At 69.1% G+C, this 19,205-nt stretch carries 19 protein-coding genes; 12 read left to right on the top strand and 7 right to left on the bottom strand.

From position 1 onward, the window contains the following. Window positions 1-26: 26 nt before the first annotated feature. The 7 genes from RHM57_RS14065 (at window position 27) to RHM57_RS14035 (ending at window position 10,030) form a co-directional block, all read left to right on the top strand. The gene (locus tag RHM57_RS14065; RefSeq protein WP_322188398.1) at window positions 27-1,412 is read left to right on the top strand and encodes a DUF6350 family protein; all 1,386 of its coding nucleotides are present in this window, start codon (window positions 27-29) and stop codon (window positions 1,410-1,412) included. A gap of 9 nt (window positions 1,413-1,421) precedes the next feature. Next, complete coding sequence (gene purN, locus RHM57_RS14060; protein WP_322188396.1) at window positions 1,422-2,015, top strand: phosphoribosylglycinamide formyltransferase; 594 nt, start codon at window positions 1,422-1,424, stop codon at window positions 2,013-2,015. Beyond that, a complete protein-coding gene (purH, locus tag RHM57_RS14055; RefSeq protein WP_322137186.1) occupies window positions 2,012-3,688 on the top strand; it encodes a bifunctional phosphoribosylaminoimidazolecarboxamide formyltransferase/IMP cyclohydrolase in 1,677 nt (558 codons plus the stop codon). Before purN ends, purH begins: the two co-directional genes overlap by 4 nt. Before the next feature lie 82 nt (window positions 3,689-3,770). Then, the gene (locus tag RHM57_RS14050; protein ID WP_322137187.1) at window positions 3,771-4,970 is read left to right on the top strand and encodes a mechanosensitive ion channel family protein; all 1,200 of its coding nucleotides are present in this window, start codon (window positions 3,771-3,773) and stop codon (window positions 4,968-4,970) included. A gap of 61 nt (window positions 4,971-5,031) precedes the next feature. After that, the gene (gene ddaH, locus RHM57_RS14045) at window positions 5,032-5,820 is read left to right on the top strand and encodes a dimethylargininase (protein ID WP_322137188.1); all 789 of its coding nucleotides are present in this window, start codon (window positions 5,032-5,034) and stop codon (window positions 5,818-5,820) included. Window positions 5,821-6,293: 473 nt separating this feature from the next. Further along, entirely contained in the window at window positions 6,294-8,228 is a 1,935-nt protein-coding gene (locus RHM57_RS14040) for an ABC transporter ATP-binding protein (RefSeq protein WP_134559055.1), read from the top strand. After that, window positions 8,225-10,030, top strand: coding sequence for an ABC transporter ATP-binding protein (locus RHM57_RS14035; protein ID WP_322137189.1), 1,806 nt, complete (start codon window positions 8,225-8,227; stop codon window positions 10,028-10,030). The genes RHM57_RS14040 and RHM57_RS14035 overlap by 4 nt, the downstream gene beginning before the upstream one ends. Window positions 10,031-10,135: 105 nt before the next feature. Here RHM57_RS14035 and RHM57_RS14030 read toward each other — a convergent pair whose 3' ends face one another. Continuing rightward, window positions 10,136-10,630, bottom strand: a complete 495-nt coding sequence (locus RHM57_RS14030) for a PTS glucose transporter subunit IIA (RefSeq protein ID WP_322137190.1) — start codon at window positions 10,628-10,630, stop codon at window positions 10,136-10,138. Beyond that, window positions 10,627-10,860, bottom strand: coding sequence for a glucose PTS transporter subunit EIIB (locus RHM57_RS14025; RefSeq protein WP_134449968.1), 234 nt, complete (start codon window positions 10,858-10,860; stop codon window positions 10,627-10,629). The genes RHM57_RS14030 and RHM57_RS14025 overlap by 4 nt, the downstream gene beginning before the upstream one ends. Before the next feature lie 262 nt (window positions 10,861-11,122). On the opposite strand from RHM57_RS14025, the gene RHM57_RS14020 reads away from it, so the two are divergent. The 4 genes from RHM57_RS14020 (at window position 11,123) to nagA (ending at window position 15,180) form a co-directional block, all read left to right on the top strand. After that, a complete protein-coding gene (locus RHM57_RS14020) occupies window positions 11,123-11,869 on the top strand; it encodes a GntR family transcriptional regulator (protein WP_322137191.1) in 747 nt (248 codons plus the stop codon). A 56-nt stretch (window positions 11,870-11,925) separates the two neighbouring features. Beyond that, window positions 11,926-13,170, top strand: coding sequence for a PTS transporter subunit EIIC (locus RHM57_RS14015; RefSeq protein ID WP_322137192.1), 1,245 nt, complete (start codon window positions 11,926-11,928; stop codon window positions 13,168-13,170). A gap of 83 nt (window positions 13,171-13,253) precedes the next feature. Then, on the top strand, window positions 13,254-14,039 hold the full coding sequence (locus RHM57_RS14010; RefSeq protein WP_134449971.1) for a glucosamine-6-phosphate deaminase: 786 nt from the start codon (window positions 13,254-13,256) through the stop codon (window positions 14,037-14,039). 4 nt (window positions 14,040-14,043) lie between these two features. Beyond that, on the top strand, window positions 14,044-15,180 hold the full coding sequence (gene nagA, locus RHM57_RS14005; RefSeq protein ID WP_322137193.1) for an N-acetylglucosamine-6-phosphate deacetylase: 1,137 nt from the start codon (window positions 14,044-14,046) through the stop codon (window positions 15,178-15,180). A 19-nt stretch (window positions 15,181-15,199) separates the two neighbouring features. Here nagA and RHM57_RS14000 read toward each other — a convergent pair whose 3' ends face one another. From RHM57_RS14000 to RHM57_RS13985, 4 genes are read right to left on the bottom strand one after another with little or no spacing between them, the layout of a single operon-like run. Next, window positions 15,200-15,637: a cupin domain-containing protein gene (locus RHM57_RS14000; protein WP_198413389.1), complete on the bottom strand. Its 438-nt coding sequence runs from the start codon at window positions 15,635-15,637 to the stop codon at window positions 15,200-15,202. A gap of 32 nt (window positions 15,638-15,669) precedes the next feature. Continuing rightward, window positions 15,670-16,089: a cytoplasmic protein gene (locus RHM57_RS13995; RefSeq protein WP_322137194.1), complete on the bottom strand. Its 420-nt coding sequence runs from the start codon at window positions 16,087-16,089 to the stop codon at window positions 15,670-15,672. A 43-nt stretch (window positions 16,090-16,132) separates the two neighbouring features. Further along, window positions 16,133-16,456, bottom strand: coding sequence for an MGMT family protein (locus tag RHM57_RS13990; protein WP_322137195.1), 324 nt, complete (start codon window positions 16,454-16,456; stop codon window positions 16,133-16,135). A gap of 22 nt (window positions 16,457-16,478) precedes the next feature. Beyond that, complete coding sequence (locus RHM57_RS13985; protein ID WP_134449973.1) at window positions 16,479-16,931, bottom strand: GNAT family N-acetyltransferase; 453 nt, start codon at window positions 16,929-16,931, stop codon at window positions 16,479-16,481. A 153-nt stretch (window positions 16,932-17,084) separates the two neighbouring features. Here RHM57_RS13985 and RHM57_RS13980 point away from each other — a divergent pair, with 153 nt between their 5' ends. After that, entirely contained in the window at window positions 17,085-18,299 is a 1,215-nt protein-coding gene (locus RHM57_RS13980; protein ID WP_322137196.1) for an NADP-dependent isocitrate dehydrogenase, read from the top strand. On the opposite strand, the gene RHM57_RS13975 is transcribed toward RHM57_RS13980, so the two are convergent. Then, the gene (locus RHM57_RS13975; protein WP_322137197.1) at window positions 18,296-19,135 is read right to left on the bottom strand and encodes a putative protein N(5)-glutamine methyltransferase; all 840 of its coding nucleotides are present in this window, start codon (window positions 19,133-19,135) and stop codon (window positions 18,296-18,298) included. The two genes, RHM57_RS13980 and RHM57_RS13975, sit on opposite strands and share 4 nt — an antisense overlap. Between the last annotated feature and the right edge of the window lie 70 nt (window positions 19,136-19,205).

The raw sequence follows: 19,205 nt of genomic DNA, 5'->3' as shown, positions 1-19,205 counted from the left end.
AGGCGGGCGAGGTAGGCTCCCACCGGATGAACCGCTTAACGACAGCCCTGCTCGCCGCACTCGAGGCGCTCATTGTCGTAGCCATCGGAGTGGGCGTCTCCCTGGTGCCCCTGACCATCCTGTGGGCCACCCAGTACGGCCTCGCGGTCGACTGGCTCGTCTTCTGGCGCGCTTCGGTCACGGTCTGGCTGCTCGGCAACGGCGTCGACCTCGCCGTCCAGCTCGACCCCACCGTCGTCGCCGCGCTCGGCCTGCCCGGCGCGGAGGCCCCGTTCTCGCTCACGATCGCGCTCCTCGGCTTCGCCGTGCTCGCCCTGTTCCTCGGCAGGCACACCGGCCGCCGCGCGGCGGACTCGCCGCACCGCTGGACCGGCGTCCTGACCGCGATCCCCGTCTACGGGCTGCTCGCGACCCTGCTCACCCTCACCGTCGGCACGGATGCCCTGCAGCCGTCGATCCCGCAGGGCGTGCTCCTGCCCACGGCCGTGTTCGCCGCCGGGGTGTTCATCGGCGCCCGCCACCGGACCGAGTCGCCAGAGCATCCGGTTGCCGGTCAGGCGCCTCACCTGCAGGGAGCCTCCGCTCACCCGGCTTCCGCTCACCCGGCTCCTGGTCGCCCGGCAACCGGCCGTCCGGCCTGGCTGCGCGCCCTTCCCGCGCTCCCGGCCCTTCCGCGGTCGCCCCGGCTGCCCGAGGTGCCCGCCGAATGGCGCTCGGTTCTGGCCGGAGCCCTCCGTGCCGGCTTCGGCGCCGCGACCGGAACGGTCGGCGTCGCGGCCCTCGCCGTCTTCGTGCTGATCCTCGGCAACTTCGCGACGATCATCGGCCTCTACGAGACCGTGCAGGCCGGGGTGATGGGCGGCATCACCCTGACGATCGCCCAGCTCGCGCTCATCCCCAACCTCGTGATCTGGGCGGCAGCCTGGTTCGTCGGGCCCGGCATCGCCGTCGGCATCGGGTCGAGCGTGTCCCCGGTCGGCACCGTCCTCGGCCCGGTACCCGGACTGCCGCTGCTCGGCGTGCTCCCGCACGGCAGCCTCGCCTTCGGGTTCCTCGGGCTGCTCGTGCCCGTTCTGATCGGCTATCTCACGGCTTTCGCAACCCGGCAGCGCCAGCACCGTGCGGGCGAGCCCGGCGCCGATCGCGGCCGGCTGGCTCTCACCGGAGCACTGGCCGGTGTCGTCGCCGGCATTGTCCTCGGATTGCTGGCCTGGTGGTCCGGAGGGGCCCTCGGTCCAGGCCGGCTCGTGGACGTCGGGCCGAACCCCTTGCTGGTCGGCGCTTTCGCCGCGCTCGAGGTCGGCGTCGCCGCTGTTCTCGGAATGCTGACGCCCCCGATCCGGCGGCGCGGGGCCACCTCCGGCGCCACGGCCCCCGCCGCGGCCCCACCGGCGAGGACCGGCAAACGATAGGCTCGTCCAGTGCTGTCATTGGTCGTATTGATTTCCGGCGGGGGATCCAACCTCCGTTCCCTCCTGGAAGCGTGCCAGGACGCCGAGTACCCGGCGCGGGTCGTCGCGATCGGGGCAGACAGGGACGCGGACGGCCTCGACCTCGGTGAAGAGTTCGGCGTGTCCACCTTCACGGTTCCGTACAGCTCGTTCGCCTCCCGCGAGGAGTGGGGCGACGAACTGCTCGCCGTGATCCGGCAATGGACGCCGGATCTCGTCGTGCTCAGCGGCTTCATGCGTCTCCTGCCCGCCAGGGTCGTCGCCGCACTGACCCCGAACCTCCTCAACACGCATCCGGCCTACCTGCCCGAATTTCCAGGAGCCCACGGGGTGCGCGACGCGCTCGCCGCCGGCGTCCCCGAGACCGGAGCCAGCCTCATCGTCGTCGACACCGGTGTCGACGACGGGCCCATCGTCGCGCAGGAGCGGGTGCCGGTGCTTCAGGACGACACCGAGGACTCCCTGCACGCCAGGATCAAGATCGTCGAACGGCGCCTGCTCGTGCAGGCCGTTCTCGACATCGCCAACGGAAACACGAACCTCAAGGAGCACTCCCAGATATGAGCGGGCACAGCAACGACCAGAGCCTTTACCGCGAACGCGATGTCGTCCCGGTGCGGCGGGCGCTCATCTCGGTGAGCGACAAGACCGGCCTGGTCGAGCTTGCTGCGGCCCTCGTGGCGACCGGCGTCGAAATCGTGTCGACGGGGTCGACCGCGGCGAGCATCCGTGCCGCGGGCTTCGCCGTGACCGATGTCGCCGCCGTCACGGGCTTCCCGGAGTCCCTCGACGGGCGGGTCAAGACCCTGCACCCCGGAGTGCACGCCGGCATCCTCGCCGACCTGCGGCTCGCCGCCCACGAGGCCCAGCTCACCGAGCTCGGCATCGCGCCCTTCGAACTCGTCGTGGTGAACCTCTACCCCTTCGTCGAGACCGTGAACTCCGGCGCACCCGCTGCCGAGGTCATCGAGCAGATCGACATCGGCGGCCCCGCACTCGTGCGCGCCGCGGCGAAGAACCACCCGAACGTCGCGATCGTGGTCGACCCGGAGAACTACGGCGAGATCGTCACCGCCGTCTCCGCAGGGGGAACGACGCTCGAGCTGCGCCGCAAGCTCGCCTCGCTCGCCTTCGAGCACACGGCCGGCTACGACCTGAGCGTCTCCGCATGGTTCACCGAGAACGTCTACGACCAGTGGCAGGACGACACCGAGGCCCTCGATGAGGCCATCCTCGACGAGTTCGACGCCGTGATCGGCACCGCCTTCGACGACGAGGGCCCCTTCCCCGGCACCCTCGCGATCGAGGCCACCCGCGGCAGCGTGCTGCGCTACGGCGAGAACTCGCACCAGGCCGCCGCGCTCTACCTCGGCGAAGGCGGAGAGGGCATCGCCCAGGCGGTGCAGCGCCACGGCAAGGAGATGTCCTACAACAACTACGTCGACGCCGATGCCGCCGTGCGCGCGGCCTTCGACTTCGCCGAACCGGCCGTCGCCATCATCAAGCACGCCAACCCGTGCGGCATCGCCGTGGCCAACACCAAGGCGCCGGATGCGATCGCCTCGGCCCACAAGCGGGCTCACGACTGCGACCCGGTCTCCGCATTCGGCGGGGTCATCGCGGCCAACCGAATCGTGACCCTCGGCATGGCCGAGACCGTCAGCCAGATCTTCACCGAGGTGCTCGTCGCACCCGGCTTCGAACCGGCCGCGTTCGAACTGCTCAGCCAGAAGAAGAACATCCGCCTGCTCGAGCTTCCGGAGAACTACCACCGTTCCTCGCTCGAGCTTCGCCAGATCTCCGGCGGGTTGCTCGTGCAGGAGACCGACTCGTTCGAAGACTTCGACTCCTCGACCTGGACCCTTGCCGCCGGCGAGGAGGTCGACGCGGCCACCCGCGCCGACCTCGAGTTCGCGTGGAAGGCGTGCCGGTCCGTGAAGTCGAACGCGATCCTGCTCGCCCGCTCCGGGGCATCCGTCGGCGTGGGCATGGGCCAGGTCAACCGGGTCGACTCGTGCCACCTCGCCGTGCTGCGCGCCGGGGACAGGGCCGCCGGCTCCGTCGCGGCCTCCGATGCGTTCTTCCCGTTCGCCGACGGACTGCAGGTCCTCCTCGAGGCCGGGGTCACCGCGGTCGTACAGCCAGGAGGTTCGGTGCGCGACCCCGAGGTCATCGCCGCTGCCGTAGAGGCCGGCGTCGCGATGTACTTCACCGGAGAGCGCCACTTCTTCCACTGATCCGCGGAGGCTCCTGCCAGCGGGGTCTGGCACGATGGAAGGGTCCGGTTCGCTAGTCGGCGGTCCGGTCGAAGGGACACCCGTGCCGCTGCTCGACGGTTTCATCGAACCCACCTTTCTGATCGCGTTCGTCGTCGCGGTGATCAGCGCCTTTGTGATCACCGCGGTCGCCGCGCTCGTCTTCCGGATGGCCGCGCGCAAGCGGGCCTGGGCGCGCGCGTTCATCCGCCTGTGCCGGCGTCCCTTCCGGATTGTGATCCTGATCGGCGCCCTCTGGATCGTGACGTCCGTGTACCTGACGACGACGCCGGACCTGACCCTCGCGGTCGACTTCATCATGCGCGCCCTGTTCATCGCGGCGGCGACCTGGCTCGTCGCGGCGCTGATGTACTTCTTCGAGGAAGTCATCGCCGCGCGGTACCGCATCGACGTGCGGGACAACCGGGTGGCCAGGCGGGTCCGCACCCAGCTGCGGATGCTCCGCCGGATCAGCGTCGTCGTGGTCATCGTCTGCGCGATCGGCACGGTGCTGCTCAGCATCCCAGGGGCCGCTGCGGTCGGGGCGAGCCTCTTCGCCTCGGCGGGTCTCCTGAGCGTCGTCGCCGGCCTCGCCGCCCAGTCGAGCCTCGCCAACGTCTTCGCCGGCATGCAGCTCTCCTTCAGCAACGCCCTGCGCGTCGACGACGTCGTCATCGTCGAGAACGAGTGGGGCCGGATCGAGGAGATCACCCTCACCTACATCGTCGTGCACATCTGGGACGACCGCAGGATGGTGCTGCCCTCGACCTATTTCACGACGACGCCGTTCCAGAACTGGACGCGCCGCACGAGCGAACTGCTCGGCTCCGTCGAGTTCGACGTCGACTGGAGGGTCAGCACCGGGGCCATGCGCGAGGAGCTGAACCGGATCGTCGTCCAGACGGAGCTCTGGGACCGGCGCGTTGCCGTGCTGCAGGTGACGGATGCCGTCGGCGGCTTCGTCCGCATCCGTGTTCTGGTCTCGGCCGGGGACGCCGCGATGCTCTGGGACCTGCGCTGCATCGTGCGAGAGAACCTCGTCGGGTGGCTCGTCGCCGAGAACCCGGACGCACTCCCGCTCGGCCGCGTCGAGGTTCGGCAGCCGGCCCGCCGCCCCACGACGTCGGCCACGAGCGCCCCGAGGGAACAACGCCCCGTCACCGAGGCACCCGGCCTGTTCTCCGGAGACTCCGAAGCCGTGCACCGCGGCGAGGAATTCACCCGCTCGATGCCGATCCAGGAGATCAGCGACAAGAAGCTCTGACCGGCGGGGCACCTGCGCGCGGCCGGCGAAGCCGCACCCGGCGAGCCCATACACTGTCGGGATGGACATCCCCGCATTCGAACCCGCCGCTCGCCGGATCGCCCTGGTCCGTCGCCCCGCCGACAACCTCGCCGAGGGCCAGCTCACGCACATCGAGCGCGTCCCCGTCGACCTCGGGCTCGCCCGCACCCAGTGGGCCGGCTACGTCGCAGCGCTCGCCGCGGAGGGCTGGGACGTGATCGAGGTCGAACCGGCCCCGCTGCTCCCTGACTCGGTCTTCATCGAGGATGCCGTCATCTCCTTCGGCGACATCGCCGTGCTGACCAGCCCGGGGGCCCCGAGCCGCCGGGACGAGACCGCGGGGGCGGAGGCCGCCGTCCGCGGCCTCGGCATCCCGGTGCACCGCCTCGCGCTGCCCGGCACCCTCGACGGCGGCGACGTACTCAAGATCGGCCGGACCGTGTACGTCGGCCGCAGCCTGCGCACGAACGACGCCGGCATCGACCAGCTCCGCGACATCCTGGTCCCGCGCGGTTACACCGTCGTCGCGGTCCCGATCAGCAAGGTGCTGCATCTCAAGTCCGCCGTCACCGCCCTGCCCGACGCGACCGTGATCGGCTATCCGCCCCTCGTCGACGACTCGACGGTGTTCGAACCCTTCCTGCCCGTCCCGGAGGAGTGCGGCACCGCTGTCGTTGTGCTGGCCCCGGACGCGGTGCTGATGTCGAGCGCGGCCCCGCGCTCGGCCGCCCTGTTCGCCGCCCGCGGTTACCGCGTCGTCACCGTCGACATCTCCGAATTCGAGAAGCTCGAGGGCTGCGTCACCTGCCTGAGCGTACGCATCCGCTGACCGGGAGTCCGCGGACCCGACTCTCAAAGAGGTGCTTGCGCCGACGCACGGTGGGGTCGTAGTCTGGAAGGCTGCCTGACACGGGGAGCACAACGAGGATTCGACGCGCTCAGGAGGCCGACATGACACAGACAGCACAGCCACAGCTCGCTGGGAATGCGATCACCGGCGCTGGCTCTGCCGTGGGCGTCCACGACAACGCGGCCTAGCCACTCCATCCGCATCGCGCGTCGGCTCCCTCCTCCAGCACCCCGCCCGTAACCCGCAGCCCGCGACCGGCGTCCCGTCGTCGCGACCGTATGGAAGCGCCCAGCTTCCCGCCCGCCGTCGAACGCGACTCCGACGCGACTTCTTCGACTCCTCGACGCCCAGCGCACCCCGCTGGCGTCCATCGGCACCATGTATCCGAACAGGCTCCACTCGTGACCCAGATCACACCAACCACTCCCATCGAAACCACACCACCCACTCCCATGGACACGACTCCGAACCCACCGACCGCCTCGACGCCACCCAGCACACCTGCTGCCACACCGGCAGCGGCCCCTGAGCAGCCCGGGAAGCGCGCGAGCACGCTGCGCACCCTGCTGCGCCTCTTCCCCTACGTGCGACCCGCGTTGCCCCGGCTCGTGCTGGGCATGATCGCCGCGCTCCTGGCCGCGGTCGTCGCCCTCGCGATCCCGCAAGTGCTGCAGGGCCTCGTCGACGGCGCCCTGTCCCGGCAGGACCCCGCCGGAATCTGGCCCGCCGTGCTGGTCGTCCTCGGCCTCGGCGTGCTCGAGGCCATCCTGATCGCCCTCCGCCGCTGGTTCGTGCTGGTCCCGGGCACCCACGTGGAGGCGAGCATGCGGAACGCGCTCTACGCGCGCCTGCAGGACCTGCCGGTTTCCTTCCACGATCGCTGGCCGAGCGGACAGCTCCTGTCCCGCGCGGTGAGCGACCTGAACCTGATCCGGCGCTGGATCTCCTTCGGCCTGGTCCTCCTGGTCGTCAATATCGTCACGATCGTGATCGGCGCCGCCGTGCTGGTCTCGATGAACTGGATCCTCGGCGTCGTTTTCATCGCCTGCTCGATTCCGCTCTGGATCGTCGGGTACCTGTTCGAGGAGAAGTACTCCGTCGTGGCCCGGCGCAGCCAGGACCAGGCCGGCGACCTCGCGACGGCCGTCGAGGAGTCCGTGCACGGCATCCGCGTGCTCAAGGCGTTCGGGCGCGGCGGTTTCGCGCTCAAGAACTTCTCGCAGCAGGCGGAAGACCTTCGTGGCACCGAGATCGAGAAGGCGCGCGCGATCGCCGGCATCTGGCTCTGGCTCCTGATGGTGCCCGATGTCGCGTTCGCGCTCTGCCTCGTGGTCGGAGTCTGGCTCGCCGCCCAGGGTGACCTCAGCGTCGGTGGCCTCGTCGCATTCTTCGCGACGGCGACCGTGCTGCGCTGGCCGGTCGAATCGATCGGGTTCCTGCTGTCGATGACGTTCGACGCCCGCACGGCGACCGACCGGTACTTCGACGTGCTCGACGCCCCAAACAGCATCACGGACCCCGACAGGCCCGTCACGCTCGCCGAGCCGCGCGGCCGACTCGCCTTCGAGGACGTGCACTTCCGCTACCCCGACTCGCCGGCGCGCTTCCCCGACCTGCTCGACGGCGTCAACCTCGTGCTGCAGCCGGGGGAGACCATGGCCCTCGTCGGGCTGACCGGCTCGGGCAAGTCCACCCTCACCGCACTCACCACCCGCCTCTACGACGTCACCCAGGGCGCGGTCACGCTCGACGGTGTCGACGTGCGCTCGCTCGGCCGCGAAGACCTGCGCGGCCACCTCGCGATGGCGTTCGAGGACGCGACGCTGTTCTCGGCATCCGTGCGCGACAACGTGCTGCTCGGCAGGCCGGAGTTCGCCGAGCGGTCGGCGGCAGCGGATGCCGCGCTCGAGGAGGCCCTGCAGGTCGCGCAGGCCGGCTTCGTGCGTGACCTGCCCGACGGCGTCGACACCCTCGTCGGCGAGGAGGGCATGAGCCTCTCCGGCGGCCAGCGCCAACGGATCGCGCTCGCCCGCGCGGTCGCGGCGAAGCCGGCGGTGCTCGTGCTCGACGACCCGCTTTCCGCGCTCGACGTCGACACCGAGTCCCTCGTCGAGGCCGCCCTCCGCGAGGTGCTCGCCTCGACGACGGCGCTCATCGTCGCGCACCGGCCGTCGACGGTCACCCTCGCCGACCGGGTCGCCCTGCTCGAGGACGGCCGGATCACCGCGGTCGGCCGGCACTCCGAGCTCCTGCGCACCAACGAGCACTACCGGTTCGTCATCTCGAGCCTCGAAGACGAAGAACGGCGCGACGCCACCAGGCAGGTCGCCAGGGACGAATCGGCCGCACGGACAGAACAGACCGAGCGAGAGGAGGCCGCACGATGAGCGTCACCGGAGTCGAAGGCGAAGAACGCAACAATTTCACCGCGTCCGAAAGCAAGCAGATCCGGGCGCGCTCGCTGCGCCTGCTCGGTTCCCTGCTCCGCCCGGTGCGCTGGCGGGTCACCGCGGCGATGCTCGTCGTGGTGCTCTCGACCGCGGCCCAGGTCGCCGGTCCCGCCCTCATCGCGTTCGGGATCGACAAGGGACTGCCTGCCCTCCTCGCCCAGGACTGGCTCCCGCTCGCGGCGACCGGCGGGGTCTACCTCCTCACCGGCGTGATCGGGGCGATCCTGATCGCCTGGTACACGATGATGTCGGCCAGGATCAGCCAGGCAGTGCTGATCGACCTCCGCAAGCGGGTGTTCCTGCAGACCCAGCGGCTCAGCCTCGAGTTCCACGAGTCGTACACCTCCGGGCGGATCATCTCCCGGCAGACCAGCGACCTCGACGCGATCCGGGAACTGCTCGACTCGGGTATCAACCAGCTCGTGCAGGGCGTGTTGTACATGGCCTTCACGGCGATCGCGCTCGTGAGCCTCGACGGCGTCAGCGGGCTGGTGCTGCTCGGGTCCCTGGTGCCGCTGTTCGCGCTCACCCGCTGGTTCCAGGTGCGGTCGCAGACGTTGTTCCGGCGGTCGAGGACCGCATCGGCGAGCCTGATCGTGAAGTTCGTCGAGACGATGACGGGCATCCGCGCCGTCAAGGCGTTCCGGGCGGAGAGACGCAACGAGGAGGTCTTCGGCGAGCTCGTCGAGGACTACCGAAAGGTGAACGGCCGGGTGATCCAGCTGTTCGGCATCTTCGACCCCGGCCTCATCCTGATCGGCAACGTCGCGGTCGCCGTCGTGCTCCTGCTCGGCGGATTCCGCGTCGTCGACGGGCAGCTCGCGATCGGTGCGCTCCTCGCGGCGCTGCTCTACACCCGGCGGTTCTTCGATCCGATGGAGGAGATGGCGATGTTCTACAACTCGTACCAGTCCGCCGCGGCGGCGCTCGAGAAGATCTCCGGCGTGCTCGAGGAACTCCCCGGCGTGCCGGACCCGGTTGCCCCCGTCGACCTGTGGGAGGCGCGCGGCGCCGTCACCTTCACCGGGGTGCGCTTCGAGTACCAGTCCGACCGGGTGGTTCTGCCGACCTTCGACCTTGCGATTCCCGCAGGGCAGACGATCGCCCTCGTCGGCTCGACCGGGGCAGGCAAGTCGACGCTCGCGAAGCTGATGGCGCGGTTCTACGACCCCACCGACGGCCAGGTGCTGCTCGACGGGGTGGACCTGCGCCGGCTGCACCCCAAGGACCTCCGTCGCGCCATCGTGATGGTCACCCAGGAGGCGTACCTGTTCAGCGGTTCGGTCGCCGACAACATCGCGATCGGCAAACCGGACGCCTCTCCCGCCGAAATCGTGGCGGCGGCGCGTGCCGTCGGCGCGCACGAGTTCATCGAGAACCTTCCCGGCGGATACGACACCGACGTGAACAAACGCGGTGGCCGGGTGTCCGCCGGGCAGCGCCAGCTGATCTCGTTCGCGAGGGCCTTCCTCGCCGACCCGGCGGTGCTGATCCTCGACGAGGCGACGTCCTCGCTCGACATCCCGAGCGAGCGGCTCGTGCAGCAGGCGCTGCAGACCCTCCTCGCCGACCGCACGGCCGTCATCATCGCGCACCGGCTGTCCACGGTCGCGATCGCAGACCGGGTGCTCGTGATGGAGCGCGGGATCATCGTCGAGGACGGCGCGCCCGACGACCTGATCGACGGCACCGGACGGTTCGCCCAGCTGCACGCGGCCTGGCGGGAATCACTCGTGTAGCGGCATCCGCACGCGTTCACAGCGGATGCCGGTCCGCGAGAGTACGAAAATGGCCCCTTCGCTGCGCGCGAAGGGGCCATTTCTCCGCTCTCGCGGAACAGCCCGTCAGGAGGTGACGGTGAGGAAGAGGTCGCCGGCGGCAAGGTCGGCGCCGTCCGTGACGGCATCGGCGAGGTCGATGTTCTCGTGCGTGCGCTCTAGGATGATGACCGGCACGATGGGATTGCGGCCGCCCGCCTCGACGGCCGCGGAGTCCCAGGTCACGATCACGTCGCCGGCTGCAACCTGATCGCCCTGCTTCGCCCGCAGGGTGAATCCCTCGCCGCGGAGCTCGACCGTGTCGATGCCGAGGTGGACGAGGACGCCGATCCCGTCGGGGGAGAGGATCACAAAGGCGTGCGGGAAGACCTTGAGCAGCCTGCCGCTGATCGGCGCAATCGCGTCGACCATGCCCCGCGGCGGGTCGATCGCGGCGCCGGGACCCACGATCGCCTGGGCGAACGTGGGATCGGGGACCTCGGCGAGGCCGACGGCGCGACCGGGCACGGGCGCGAGGACGACGACGGGCGTCACGAGGACGACGGGAGCCCCACGGCTCACAGGAGGTCTTCGATGTCTTCGGCGAGGTTGTCGGCCTCTGGTCCGACGACGACCTGGACGATGGTGCCGGACCGGAAGACGCCGTGGGCGCCGGCCGCCTTGAGCGCAGGCTCGTTCACGAGGGCGGGGTCCTTCACCTCGGTGCGCAGTCGGGTGATGCACGCCTCGATCTCGACGAGGTTGCCTGATCCGCCGAGGCCGGCGAGGATTTGCTCCGCTTTGGTGCTCATGGTGTTTCCTCCAGTGATGGTGGGCCGGGAACCGGCTGCAGCGGCTTGGATACGCGCGAAGCGTTCCGGCCGTGAGCCAAGTCTGCGCCCTGTCTGATTCGGTTTCGGGTGTTCTCGGAGAACCCGAGCGGCTGGGGGTCTTGACAAGCAGGGTGCCGCGGCTTCATCATCGAACTATTGGATCGTACCAGTACGGACCACAAAGTGAAAGTGGTCCTATGCTGGTATCTACACACCCCAACCTTTCGGAGGACGCAGCGAGATGACCGACATCGATGAGGCCCCGGTTCTGGAATCAGGACCGGTCTCCAAGCACGCCCAGCTGCGCTCGATCCTGGAGGAGCTGGTCGAGACCAGCCTCGCTCCCCACGCCGCGATCCCGCCGGAGCGGAAGCTCATGACGCGGTACGGAGTCAGTCGCTCGACCGTGCGCGAAGCGATCCGCCAGCTCGTCGAGGAGGGCGTGCTCTACCGGGTGCAGGGCAAGGGCACCTTCGTGGCCGGCGAACGCGTGCAGAGCGACCTGCACCTCGCGTCCTTCACGGAGGACATGCGCCGGCGCGGCCTCGTCCCCGCGACGATCGTGCGTTCGTCCCGGTTGATCGAAGCGCCCCTCGCGGTACGGGCCGCCCTCGGACTCGGCGCGGGCGCCCAGGTGCTGGAGATCGAAAGACTCCGGCTCGCCGACGGGGTGCCGATGGCACTCGAACGCGGCTACTACCCGGCAGAGCTGCTCCCCGAGCTCGGCGCCAAAGACCTGACCCGGTCCCTGTACGCGACGTTCGCGACCGAGTATGGCCTGCGTATCGACAACGCGGAACAGGCCGTTTGGGCGGAGGGCGCCGACGCCCTGCTCGCGGCTACCCTCGGCATCGCCGCCAATGCCCCCGTGATGGTCTTCCGTCGGACGTCGTCCGCCGGGTCCGCCTTCCTCGAACACGTCACCTCGTGGTACCGCGGCGACCGCTACCAGATTCACATGACCCTCAACCTGCAGCACCAACCCTGACCCACAGACCATCCACGCAACATCCATACCGACAACGCACCACCAGGAGGAAATCAATGTCCAGCATCACCGCCGACGCCGGGACGAAAAGGCCGTTCCCCGGCCTCGCGCAACTTCAACGAGTCGGTCGCAGCCTCATGCTGCCGATCGCAGCACTCCCCGCGGCAGGACTCCTGCTGCGCCTCGGCCAGCCCGACCTGCTCGGGCGCATCCCGGGCTTCGAAACCGGTGCCGCCGTCATCGCCTCGGCCGGCGGTGCGCTCTTCGACGCCCTGCCGCTCCTCTTCGCGGTCGGCGTCGCTATCGGCTTCGCAAAGAAATCCGACGGTTCGACAGCCCTGGCCGCCGTCGTCGGCTACCTCGTCTTCTCCAAGGTCGGAGAGGCAATGTCGCCCCTGGTTCTCGGACTGCCCGCAGAGGGCGGGAAGCAGGTGCTGGTCAATTACAGTGTCCTCGGTGGCATCCTGATCGGCATCACGTCGGCCCTGCTCTGGCAGCGGTTCCATCGGATTTCTTTGCCGAGCTACCTGGCCTTCTTCGGCGGCCGCCGGTTCGTCCCGATCATCACCGCAGGCACGGCGCTGGTACTGGGAGTCCTGCTGGCCTTCGTCTACCCGGCCTTCGCGACCGGTCTCTCCGGCTTCGGCGAGTTCGTCTCCTCGAACAACATCTGGGGCGGTTTCCTCTACGGCACGACCAACCGGCTGCTGATCCCGGTCGGGCTGCACCACATCCTCAACTCGGTGATGTGGTTCGTGATCGGCGACTTCAACGGCGCCCACGGTGACATCGCCCGGTTCTTCGCCGGCGACCCCACCGCCGGCTCCTTCATGACCGGGTTCTTCCCGATCATGATGTTCGCGCTGCCGGCCGGCGCCCTCGCCATCTGGCAGGAAGCCAAGCCGTCCCAGAAGAAGATCGTCGGCGGCATCATGCTCTCCGGTGCGCTGACCGCCATGCTCACCGGCGTCACGGAGCCCCTCGAGTTCTCCTTCATGTTCGTCGCGTTCCCGCTCTACCTCATCCACGCGGTGCTGACCGGTTCCTCGCTCGCCCTCGTGAACGCCCTCGGGATCAGGGACGGGTTCACCTTCAGCGCGGGCACGTTCGACTACGTGCTCAACTTCGGCCTGGCCGAGAAGCCGCTGCTGCTCATCCCGATCGGGCTCGCGTACGCCGGTATCTACTACTTCCTGTTCCGCTTCGTGATCCGCAAGTGGAACCTGAAGACCCCCGGTCGCGGCGAGGACGAGGTTCCCGACGCGACAGTGCCCGACTCCGCGTCGTCCACGACGGTCTAATCCCACCAACGCCGGGGTCGCGGGCGAGCCCGTGACCCCGGCAGCACCACCACGCACCATCATTGTGAAACTGGAGCAGAACATTGGCTGAAGTAATCGTCCTCGACACCGAGACCGCAGCGGGAACGCTTGCTGCGGCATCCATCCGTGCCCTGATCATGCGCAAGCCGGATGCCGTCCTCGGCCTGGCCACCGGGTCCACGCCGCTCTCCGTGTACGCGGCGCTCGCAGCCTCCCTCGCGGAGGAACCCCTCGACATGTCCCGCGTGCGCGGCTTCGCCCTCGACGAATACGTCGGGCTGCCCGCAGGGCACCCGGAGAGCTACCGCGCCGTCATCACCCGCGACGTCGTCGTGCCCCTCGGTCTCGACCCCGCGAACATCCGCACCCCGAACGGCGACGTGGCCACCCTCGAGACCGCGGGACTCGACTACGAGGCCGCCATCGTCGCGGCCGGCGGCGTCGACGTGCAGATCCTCGGTATCGGGCAGACCGGTCACGTCGGCTTCAACGAGCCCGGCTCCTCCTTCGCGTCCGTCACCCGGATCAAGACCCTGACCGAGAAGACCCGGATCGACAACGCGCGCTTCTTCGCCTCTCCCGATGACGTGCCGATCCACTGCATGACCCAGGGCCTCGGCACGATTCGCCGCGCCAGGCACCTCATCCTGCTCGCGTTCGGCGAAGAGAAAGCGGATGCGATCGCGTCCGCCGTCGAGGGACCGGTCTCATCGAGCAAGCCCGGTTCGGTCATCCAGCTTCACCCGCACGTGACCGTCCTCGTCGACGAGGCCGCGGCATCCCGCCTCGCCAACCGGGACTACTACGCATACGCATACGCCCACAAGTACGCCTGGCAGGGAATCTAACCCCGTGGCCGACTCGATTCTGCTCAGCGCCGGCACGGTCGTCGCCGCGGACGCCGTGCACACCCCGGGCTGGGTCGAGGTCAGGGCCGGACGGATCATCGCCGTCGGCGCCGGCCTCCCGCCGCGCGTCGCCGATGCCCACTACCCGGACGGGATCCTCGCCCCCGGCTTCGTCGACGTGCACAATCACGGCGGTGGCGGATTCAGCTTCAACGATGCCGACACGGAGATCGCGGCGGCCGGGATCGCGGCGACCCACCGGGAACACGGCACGACCACGCTGATGGCGAGCCTCGTCACGGCACCGCTCGATGAGATGGAACGCCTGGTGGCCGGCCTCGCCGACCTCGTCGATTCCGGCCTGCTCGCAGGCATCCACCTCGAAGGACCCTGGCTGAGCCCGATCCATCGGGGCGCCCACACGGCGGAACTGCTCCGGGTGCCCGACAGGGGCAGCATCGACCGCCTCATGCGCGCCGGCCGCGGCACGGTGCGCATGGTCACGATCGCCCCTGAGCTCCCTGGCGGGCTCGACGCCGTCCGGCGGATCGTCGGATACGGCGCGGTCGCCGCGATCGGCCACACCGACGCCAATGACGCCATGACCAGGCAGGCGATCCAGGCGGGGGCCACGGCGGGCACGCATCTCTTCAACGCGATGCGTCCCCTGCACCATCGGGAACCCGGGCCGTCCCTCGCTCTGCTCGAGAACCCCGCCGTGTTCGCCGAACTGATCGCAGACGGGGTGCACCTGCATCCCGCGGTCGTCCGCTTCATCACGCAGAGCCCGTCGCGACCGGTGTTCGTGACCGACGCGATGGCCGCGGCCGGGGCGGACGAGGGCGAGTACACCCTCGGCGGCCTCCCCGTTAGCGTGCTGGACGGTGAAGCGCGCCTCGCGGACGGGACGATCGCCGGCAGTGTCCTCACCTTGAGCGAGGCCGTCCGGTTCGCCGTGCACGCGGCAGGGGTCGACCTCGCCACCGCGGTGCGAGCGGCCACGCAGAACCCGGCCGACATGATCGGCCTCACCGACTGCGGCCGCCTCGCCGCGGGGCAGCCGGCCGACCTGATCGTCCTCGATGCCGGGCTCTACGTCACCGCGACCATGCGGTCAGGCGACTGGTGCCTGCCGGCCTGAGCCGGCAGGGGAGACCGGCCTAGGCGAAGCCCCAGGCCTTCTCTTCGTCGCTCGAGGCGTCCGACAACGGGATGCCGATCAGCGGGCGCGGCGCCGGCCCGAGCGGGTGCAGGCTGGGATCGGGGGCGCGCACGGCCTGTTCCTTGAGCTCGACGAAGATCGCGTGGGTCGGCGTGGTGCCGATGTTCACGCCGGCGTGTTCCTGGGCGGGGAGCCAGGCGGTCTCGCCGGCCGGGAGTTCGACGTCGACCTCCCTGCCTTCGAAGGAGAGCCTCCGGGAGTATGCGCTCAGCGTGATCATCACGCTGTCTGGGTGCTCGTGCGGGTTGGTGGTGTCGCCGGGGGCATCGAGGAATTCGAGCACGCGAACGCGGTCGTTTTCGAGCAATACCCGGTAGACGCCGGGATCCGTCACGAGCGGATCGAGGGACTGTGTGGCGTTCTGTTCACTGGACATGCCGCACGCTAACACCGTTTGCCTGCGACTCGCTAGGAGAAGCCCCAGACGTTCGCCTCATCGTCGGTGTCCGGCGCAGACGGGGCGGCGGACTGCGGCCCGAGCGGCGGCTCGTCCGTGCGCCCTCGGGGATGCCGCGCCGGCTCCTTGAGTTCGATGAAGATCGAGTGCGTGTCGGTATGGCCGGTGTTCGCACCGGTGTGTTCCTGGGCGGGAAGCCATCGCGCGACCCCGGCGGGAAGCTCGACGTCGACGGCGCGGCCGTCCGACGAGATCCGCCGGCTGAATTCGCTCAGGGTGACCATGACGCTGTCCGGATGCCGGTGCGGCGCGGTCGCGGCACCGGGCGTGTCCCGGTATTCGAGGACGCGTACCCGCTCATTCTCGAGGATCACCCGGTAGAGGCCGGGATTGGTGACGACGGGGTCCTGAAAGCCTTCTTCACTGTCCATGCCGGCACCGTACCCGGTGCCGGCGGTGCCCGCGAGGGGCAGGTCAGGTCGGTGACCAGCGCGCAGCCCGGTAATCGACCCGGTAGCCGGACTCCGCGGTGCCCAGGAGGACGAGCGGGGTGCCTTCTTCGCGGTAGTGCGGCAGCGCCCTGGCCTCGTGTGCGACCGGCGGGTGGCCGCCGGCCCGGATCACCCGCCACCAGGGGACATCCGCCCCATAATGCGCCATGATCTGGCCGACGACACGGGCGCCGCGAGAGCCGAGCACCGCCGCGACGTCGCCGTAGGTCATCACCCGCCCGGCGGGAATCGAGTCGACGATGCCGAGGACATGCGTGACGAAGTCGCTGTCGGGGGCGAGGCGCATGGCCGGCGGGACCGTCTGGTCGCTACAGCTTGAGCGAACCGATCATCTCGCCGTATGCCGTCTCGCCGATGTCGACGAAGCCGATCCGGTGGAAGAACGACTCCGGGCCTTCTTCGCCGGGTTCCCAGATCACGGTGATGTGGTCGAAGCCCCGCTTCCTGGCCTCCTGGGCGAGTGACTCTGCTGCGAATTTGCCGACGCCCTTGCCCTGGGCGCTCGCGTCTACGTTGATCCTCCAGATGCAGGCCCGGAATTCCTCGTGCTCCGAATCGGGGTCGAAGTTGCCGTGGATGAACCCGGCCACCTCGCCGTCGAGCAACACGACGCGCTGCCACGCGGTCGCGGGATTGATCACGGAAGCCGCCACCGCATAGGAGACGGGAGCGATGTACAGCTCCTGGCCCGGTTTGAGACTGAGGCTATTGGCCGCAACAATGTTGCGTGCGGACAGTTCTTCCAGACGTAGTTCACCCATGGCAACAGGCTAACCTGCGGCCGACCGGCGTGGTAGTCGGGTTTTGTGCGCCGGGCAGGACCGGACTGGAAACTGTCTCGATGTCGAGACAGTTGCGGGGGCCTTGTAGAATTGGCTCGGCCACGTGGCCGGTACCATTCTGAGGAGAATTCATTGGCGAAGATCAAGGTTGAAGGCACCGTCGTCGAGCTCGACGGGGACGAGATGACGCGCATCATCTGGCAGGCCATCAAGGACACGCTCATCCACCCGTACCTCGACATCGACCTCGAGTACTACGACCTGTCGATCCAGAAACGCGATGAGACCGACGACCAGATCACGATCGACGCTGCCCACGCCATCCAGAAGCACGGCGTCGGCGTGAAGTGCGCGACCATCACCCCGGACGAGGCCAGGGTCGAGGAATTCGGCCTCAAGAAGATGTGGGCGTCTCCCAACGGCACGATCCGCAACATCCTCGGCGGAACGATTTTTCGTGAGCCGATCATCATTTCCAACATCCCGCGCCTGGTTCCCGGCTGGAACAAGCCGATCATCATCGGACGCCACGCCTTCGGCGACCAGTACCGCGCCACGAACTTCCGCTTCGAGGGTGAGGGCACGCTCAGCATGACCTTCACACCGAAGGACGGCTCGGAGGCGCAGACCTTCGAGGTCTTCCAGTCCCCGGGCAGCGGTGTCGCGATGGGCATGTACAACCTCGACAGCTCGATCCGTGACTTCGCCCGTGCCTCGCTCAACTACGGCCTCGTGCGGAACTACCCGGTCTACCTGTCGACCAAGAACACCATCCTCAAGGCATACGACGGCCGGTTCAAGGACATCTTCCAGGAGATCTTCGACACCGAGTTCAAGGCCCGCTATGAGGCTGCCGGCCTCACCTACGAGCACCGCCTGATCGACGACATGGTCGCATCCGCCATGAAGTGGGAAGGCGGCTACGTCTGGGCCTGCAAGAACTACGACGGCGACGTGCAGTCGGACACCGTCGCGCAGGGCTTCGGCTCGCTCGGCCTGATGACGAGCGTGCTCTCCACTCCCGATGGCAAGGTCGTTGAGGCAGAGGCAGCGCACGGCACCGTGACCCGCCACTACCGCCAGCACCAGCAGGGCAAGCCCACCTCGACGAACCCGATCGCCTCGATCTATGCCTGGACCCGCGGCCTCTCGCACCGGGCCAAGCTCGACGGCAACCCGGCGCTCGCCGAGTTCGCCGAGACCCTCGAGGACGTCGTCATCAAGACCGTCGAAAGCGGCCAGATGACCAAGGACCTCGCATTGCTGGTCGGCCCGGAGCAGGGCTACCAGACGACCGAGGAATTCCTCGCCGCCATCGGGACGAACCTGCAGACGCGCCTGGCCTAACCGGCCCCGCTCGTCCGGGAGAGGCCCTCGACCCCTGGGGTCGGGGGCCTCACCCGTGTGCCGATCACAACGGTTCCGTCGACGTCGTCGTGGTGCGCGGTACGGGGGAGCAGGCCGTTCCTGGCGAACAACGCGCTCGTCACCGGCGCCTGGCGCGCACTCGTCTCGATCAGGAGATGGCCGCCGGGGGCGAGCCAGCCTGCCGCCGCCGCCGCGACCCTTCGCTGCACGTCGAGCCCGTCAGAACCGCCGTCGAGCGCCAGCCGGTGCTCGTGCACCCGGGCCTCCGGCGGCATCCGCTCGATGGAGCCGGTCGGCACGTAGGGCGCGTTGACGAGCAGGAGCGCGATCCGACCGCGCAGGGCCAGGGGCAGGGGGGCGAAAAGATCGCCCTCGACCACGGTTCGGCCAGGGAGGTTGACGCGGGCGCAGCGGACTGCGACCGGGTCGAGGTCCGCCGCCAGGAGGTCGAGCCCCAGCCCCGGCAGGGTCGAGAGCAGGGCGGCACCGACCGCTCCCGTGCCGCAGCAGAGGTCGACGACGATCGCACCGGGACCGGCGAGCCCGGCGGCCTCGCGTACGAGCGCCTCTGTGCGTCGCCGCGGCACGAAGACCCCGGGTTCGACGTGCACCCGCAGCCCGCAGAACAGCGCCCAGCCGAGGACGTACTCGAGCGGCTCCCCGCCCACCCTGCGCTCGAGCAGGTCCTCGAGCTCGTCCGCCGACCGGGCCTCGCCAACGAGGAGCTCCGCTTCCTCCTCGGCGAAGACGCATCCCGCCGCGCGGAGGCGTTCGACGACGCCGGGGAAGGCCGCGGCGGGATCGACAGGGGACATCGGAACCTTTCGGGTATTGCGCGCGGCATGCGCACGGGAGTCGAATGCCCATAAAATCAGTGCAGGAGAC

The sequence above is a fragment of the Cryobacterium sp. 10S3 genome (assembly GCF_034344045.1).
GTDB classification, from domain to species: domain Bacteria; phylum Actinomycetota; class Actinomycetes; order Actinomycetales; family Microbacteriaceae; genus Cryobacterium; species Cryobacterium glucosi.
Note: the sequence above shows the minus strand (reverse complement) of the source record. Positions and strands in the feature narration are given on the sequence as shown.

What these genes read in the sequence shown, in the direction of transcription:
- RHM57_RS13990 (WP_322137195.1), bottom strand. Translation starts at nt 16,456, where the DNA reads ATGCGCCTCGCCCCCGACAGCGACTTCGTCACGCATGTCCTCGGCATC.
- RHM57_RS14040 (WP_134559055.1), top strand. Translation starts at nt 6,294, where the DNA reads ATGGACACGACTCCGAACCCACCGACCGCCTCGACGCCACCCAGCACA.
- RHM57_RS14000 (WP_198413389.1), bottom strand. Translation starts at nt 15,637, where the DNA reads ATGTCCAGTGAACAGAACGCCACACAGTCCCTCGATCCGCTCGTGACG.
- ddaH (WP_322137188.1), top strand. Translation starts at nt 5,032, where the DNA reads ATGGACATCCCCGCATTCGAACCCGCCGCTCGCCGGATCGCCCTGGTC.
- RHM57_RS14065 (WP_322188398.1), top strand. Translation starts at nt 27, where the DNA reads ATGAACCGCTTAACGACAGCCCTGCTCGCCGCACTCGAGGCGCTCATT.
- RHM57_RS13985 (WP_134449973.1), bottom strand. Translation starts at nt 16,931, where the DNA reads ATGGGTGAACTACGTCTGGAAGAACTGTCCGCACGCAACATTGTTGCG.
- RHM57_RS14035 (WP_322137189.1), top strand. Translation starts at nt 8,225, where the DNA reads ATGAGCGTCACCGGAGTCGAAGGCGAAGAACGCAACAATTTCACCGCG.
- RHM57_RS13995 (WP_322137194.1), bottom strand. Translation starts at nt 16,089, where the DNA reads ATGGACAGTGAAGAAGGCTTTCAGGACCCCGTCGTCACCAATCCCGGC.
- RHM57_RS13975 (WP_322137197.1), bottom strand. Translation starts at nt 19,135, where the DNA reads ATGTCCCCTGTCGATCCCGCCGCGGCCTTCCCCGGCGTCGTCGAACGC.
- purH (WP_322137186.1), top strand. Translation starts at nt 2,012, where the DNA reads ATGAGCGGGCACAGCAACGACCAGAGCCTTTACCGCGAACGCGATGTC.
- RHM57_RS14025 (WP_134449968.1), bottom strand. Translation starts at nt 10,860, where the DNA reads ATGAGCACCAAAGCGGAGCAAATCCTCGCCGGCCTCGGCGGATCAGGC.
- RHM57_RS14015 (WP_322137192.1), top strand. Translation starts at nt 11,926, where the DNA reads ATGTCCAGCATCACCGCCGACGCCGGGACGAAAAGGCCGTTCCCCGGC.
- RHM57_RS14020 (WP_322137191.1), top strand. Translation starts at nt 11,123, where the DNA reads ATGACCGACATCGATGAGGCCCCGGTTCTGGAATCAGGACCGGTCTCC.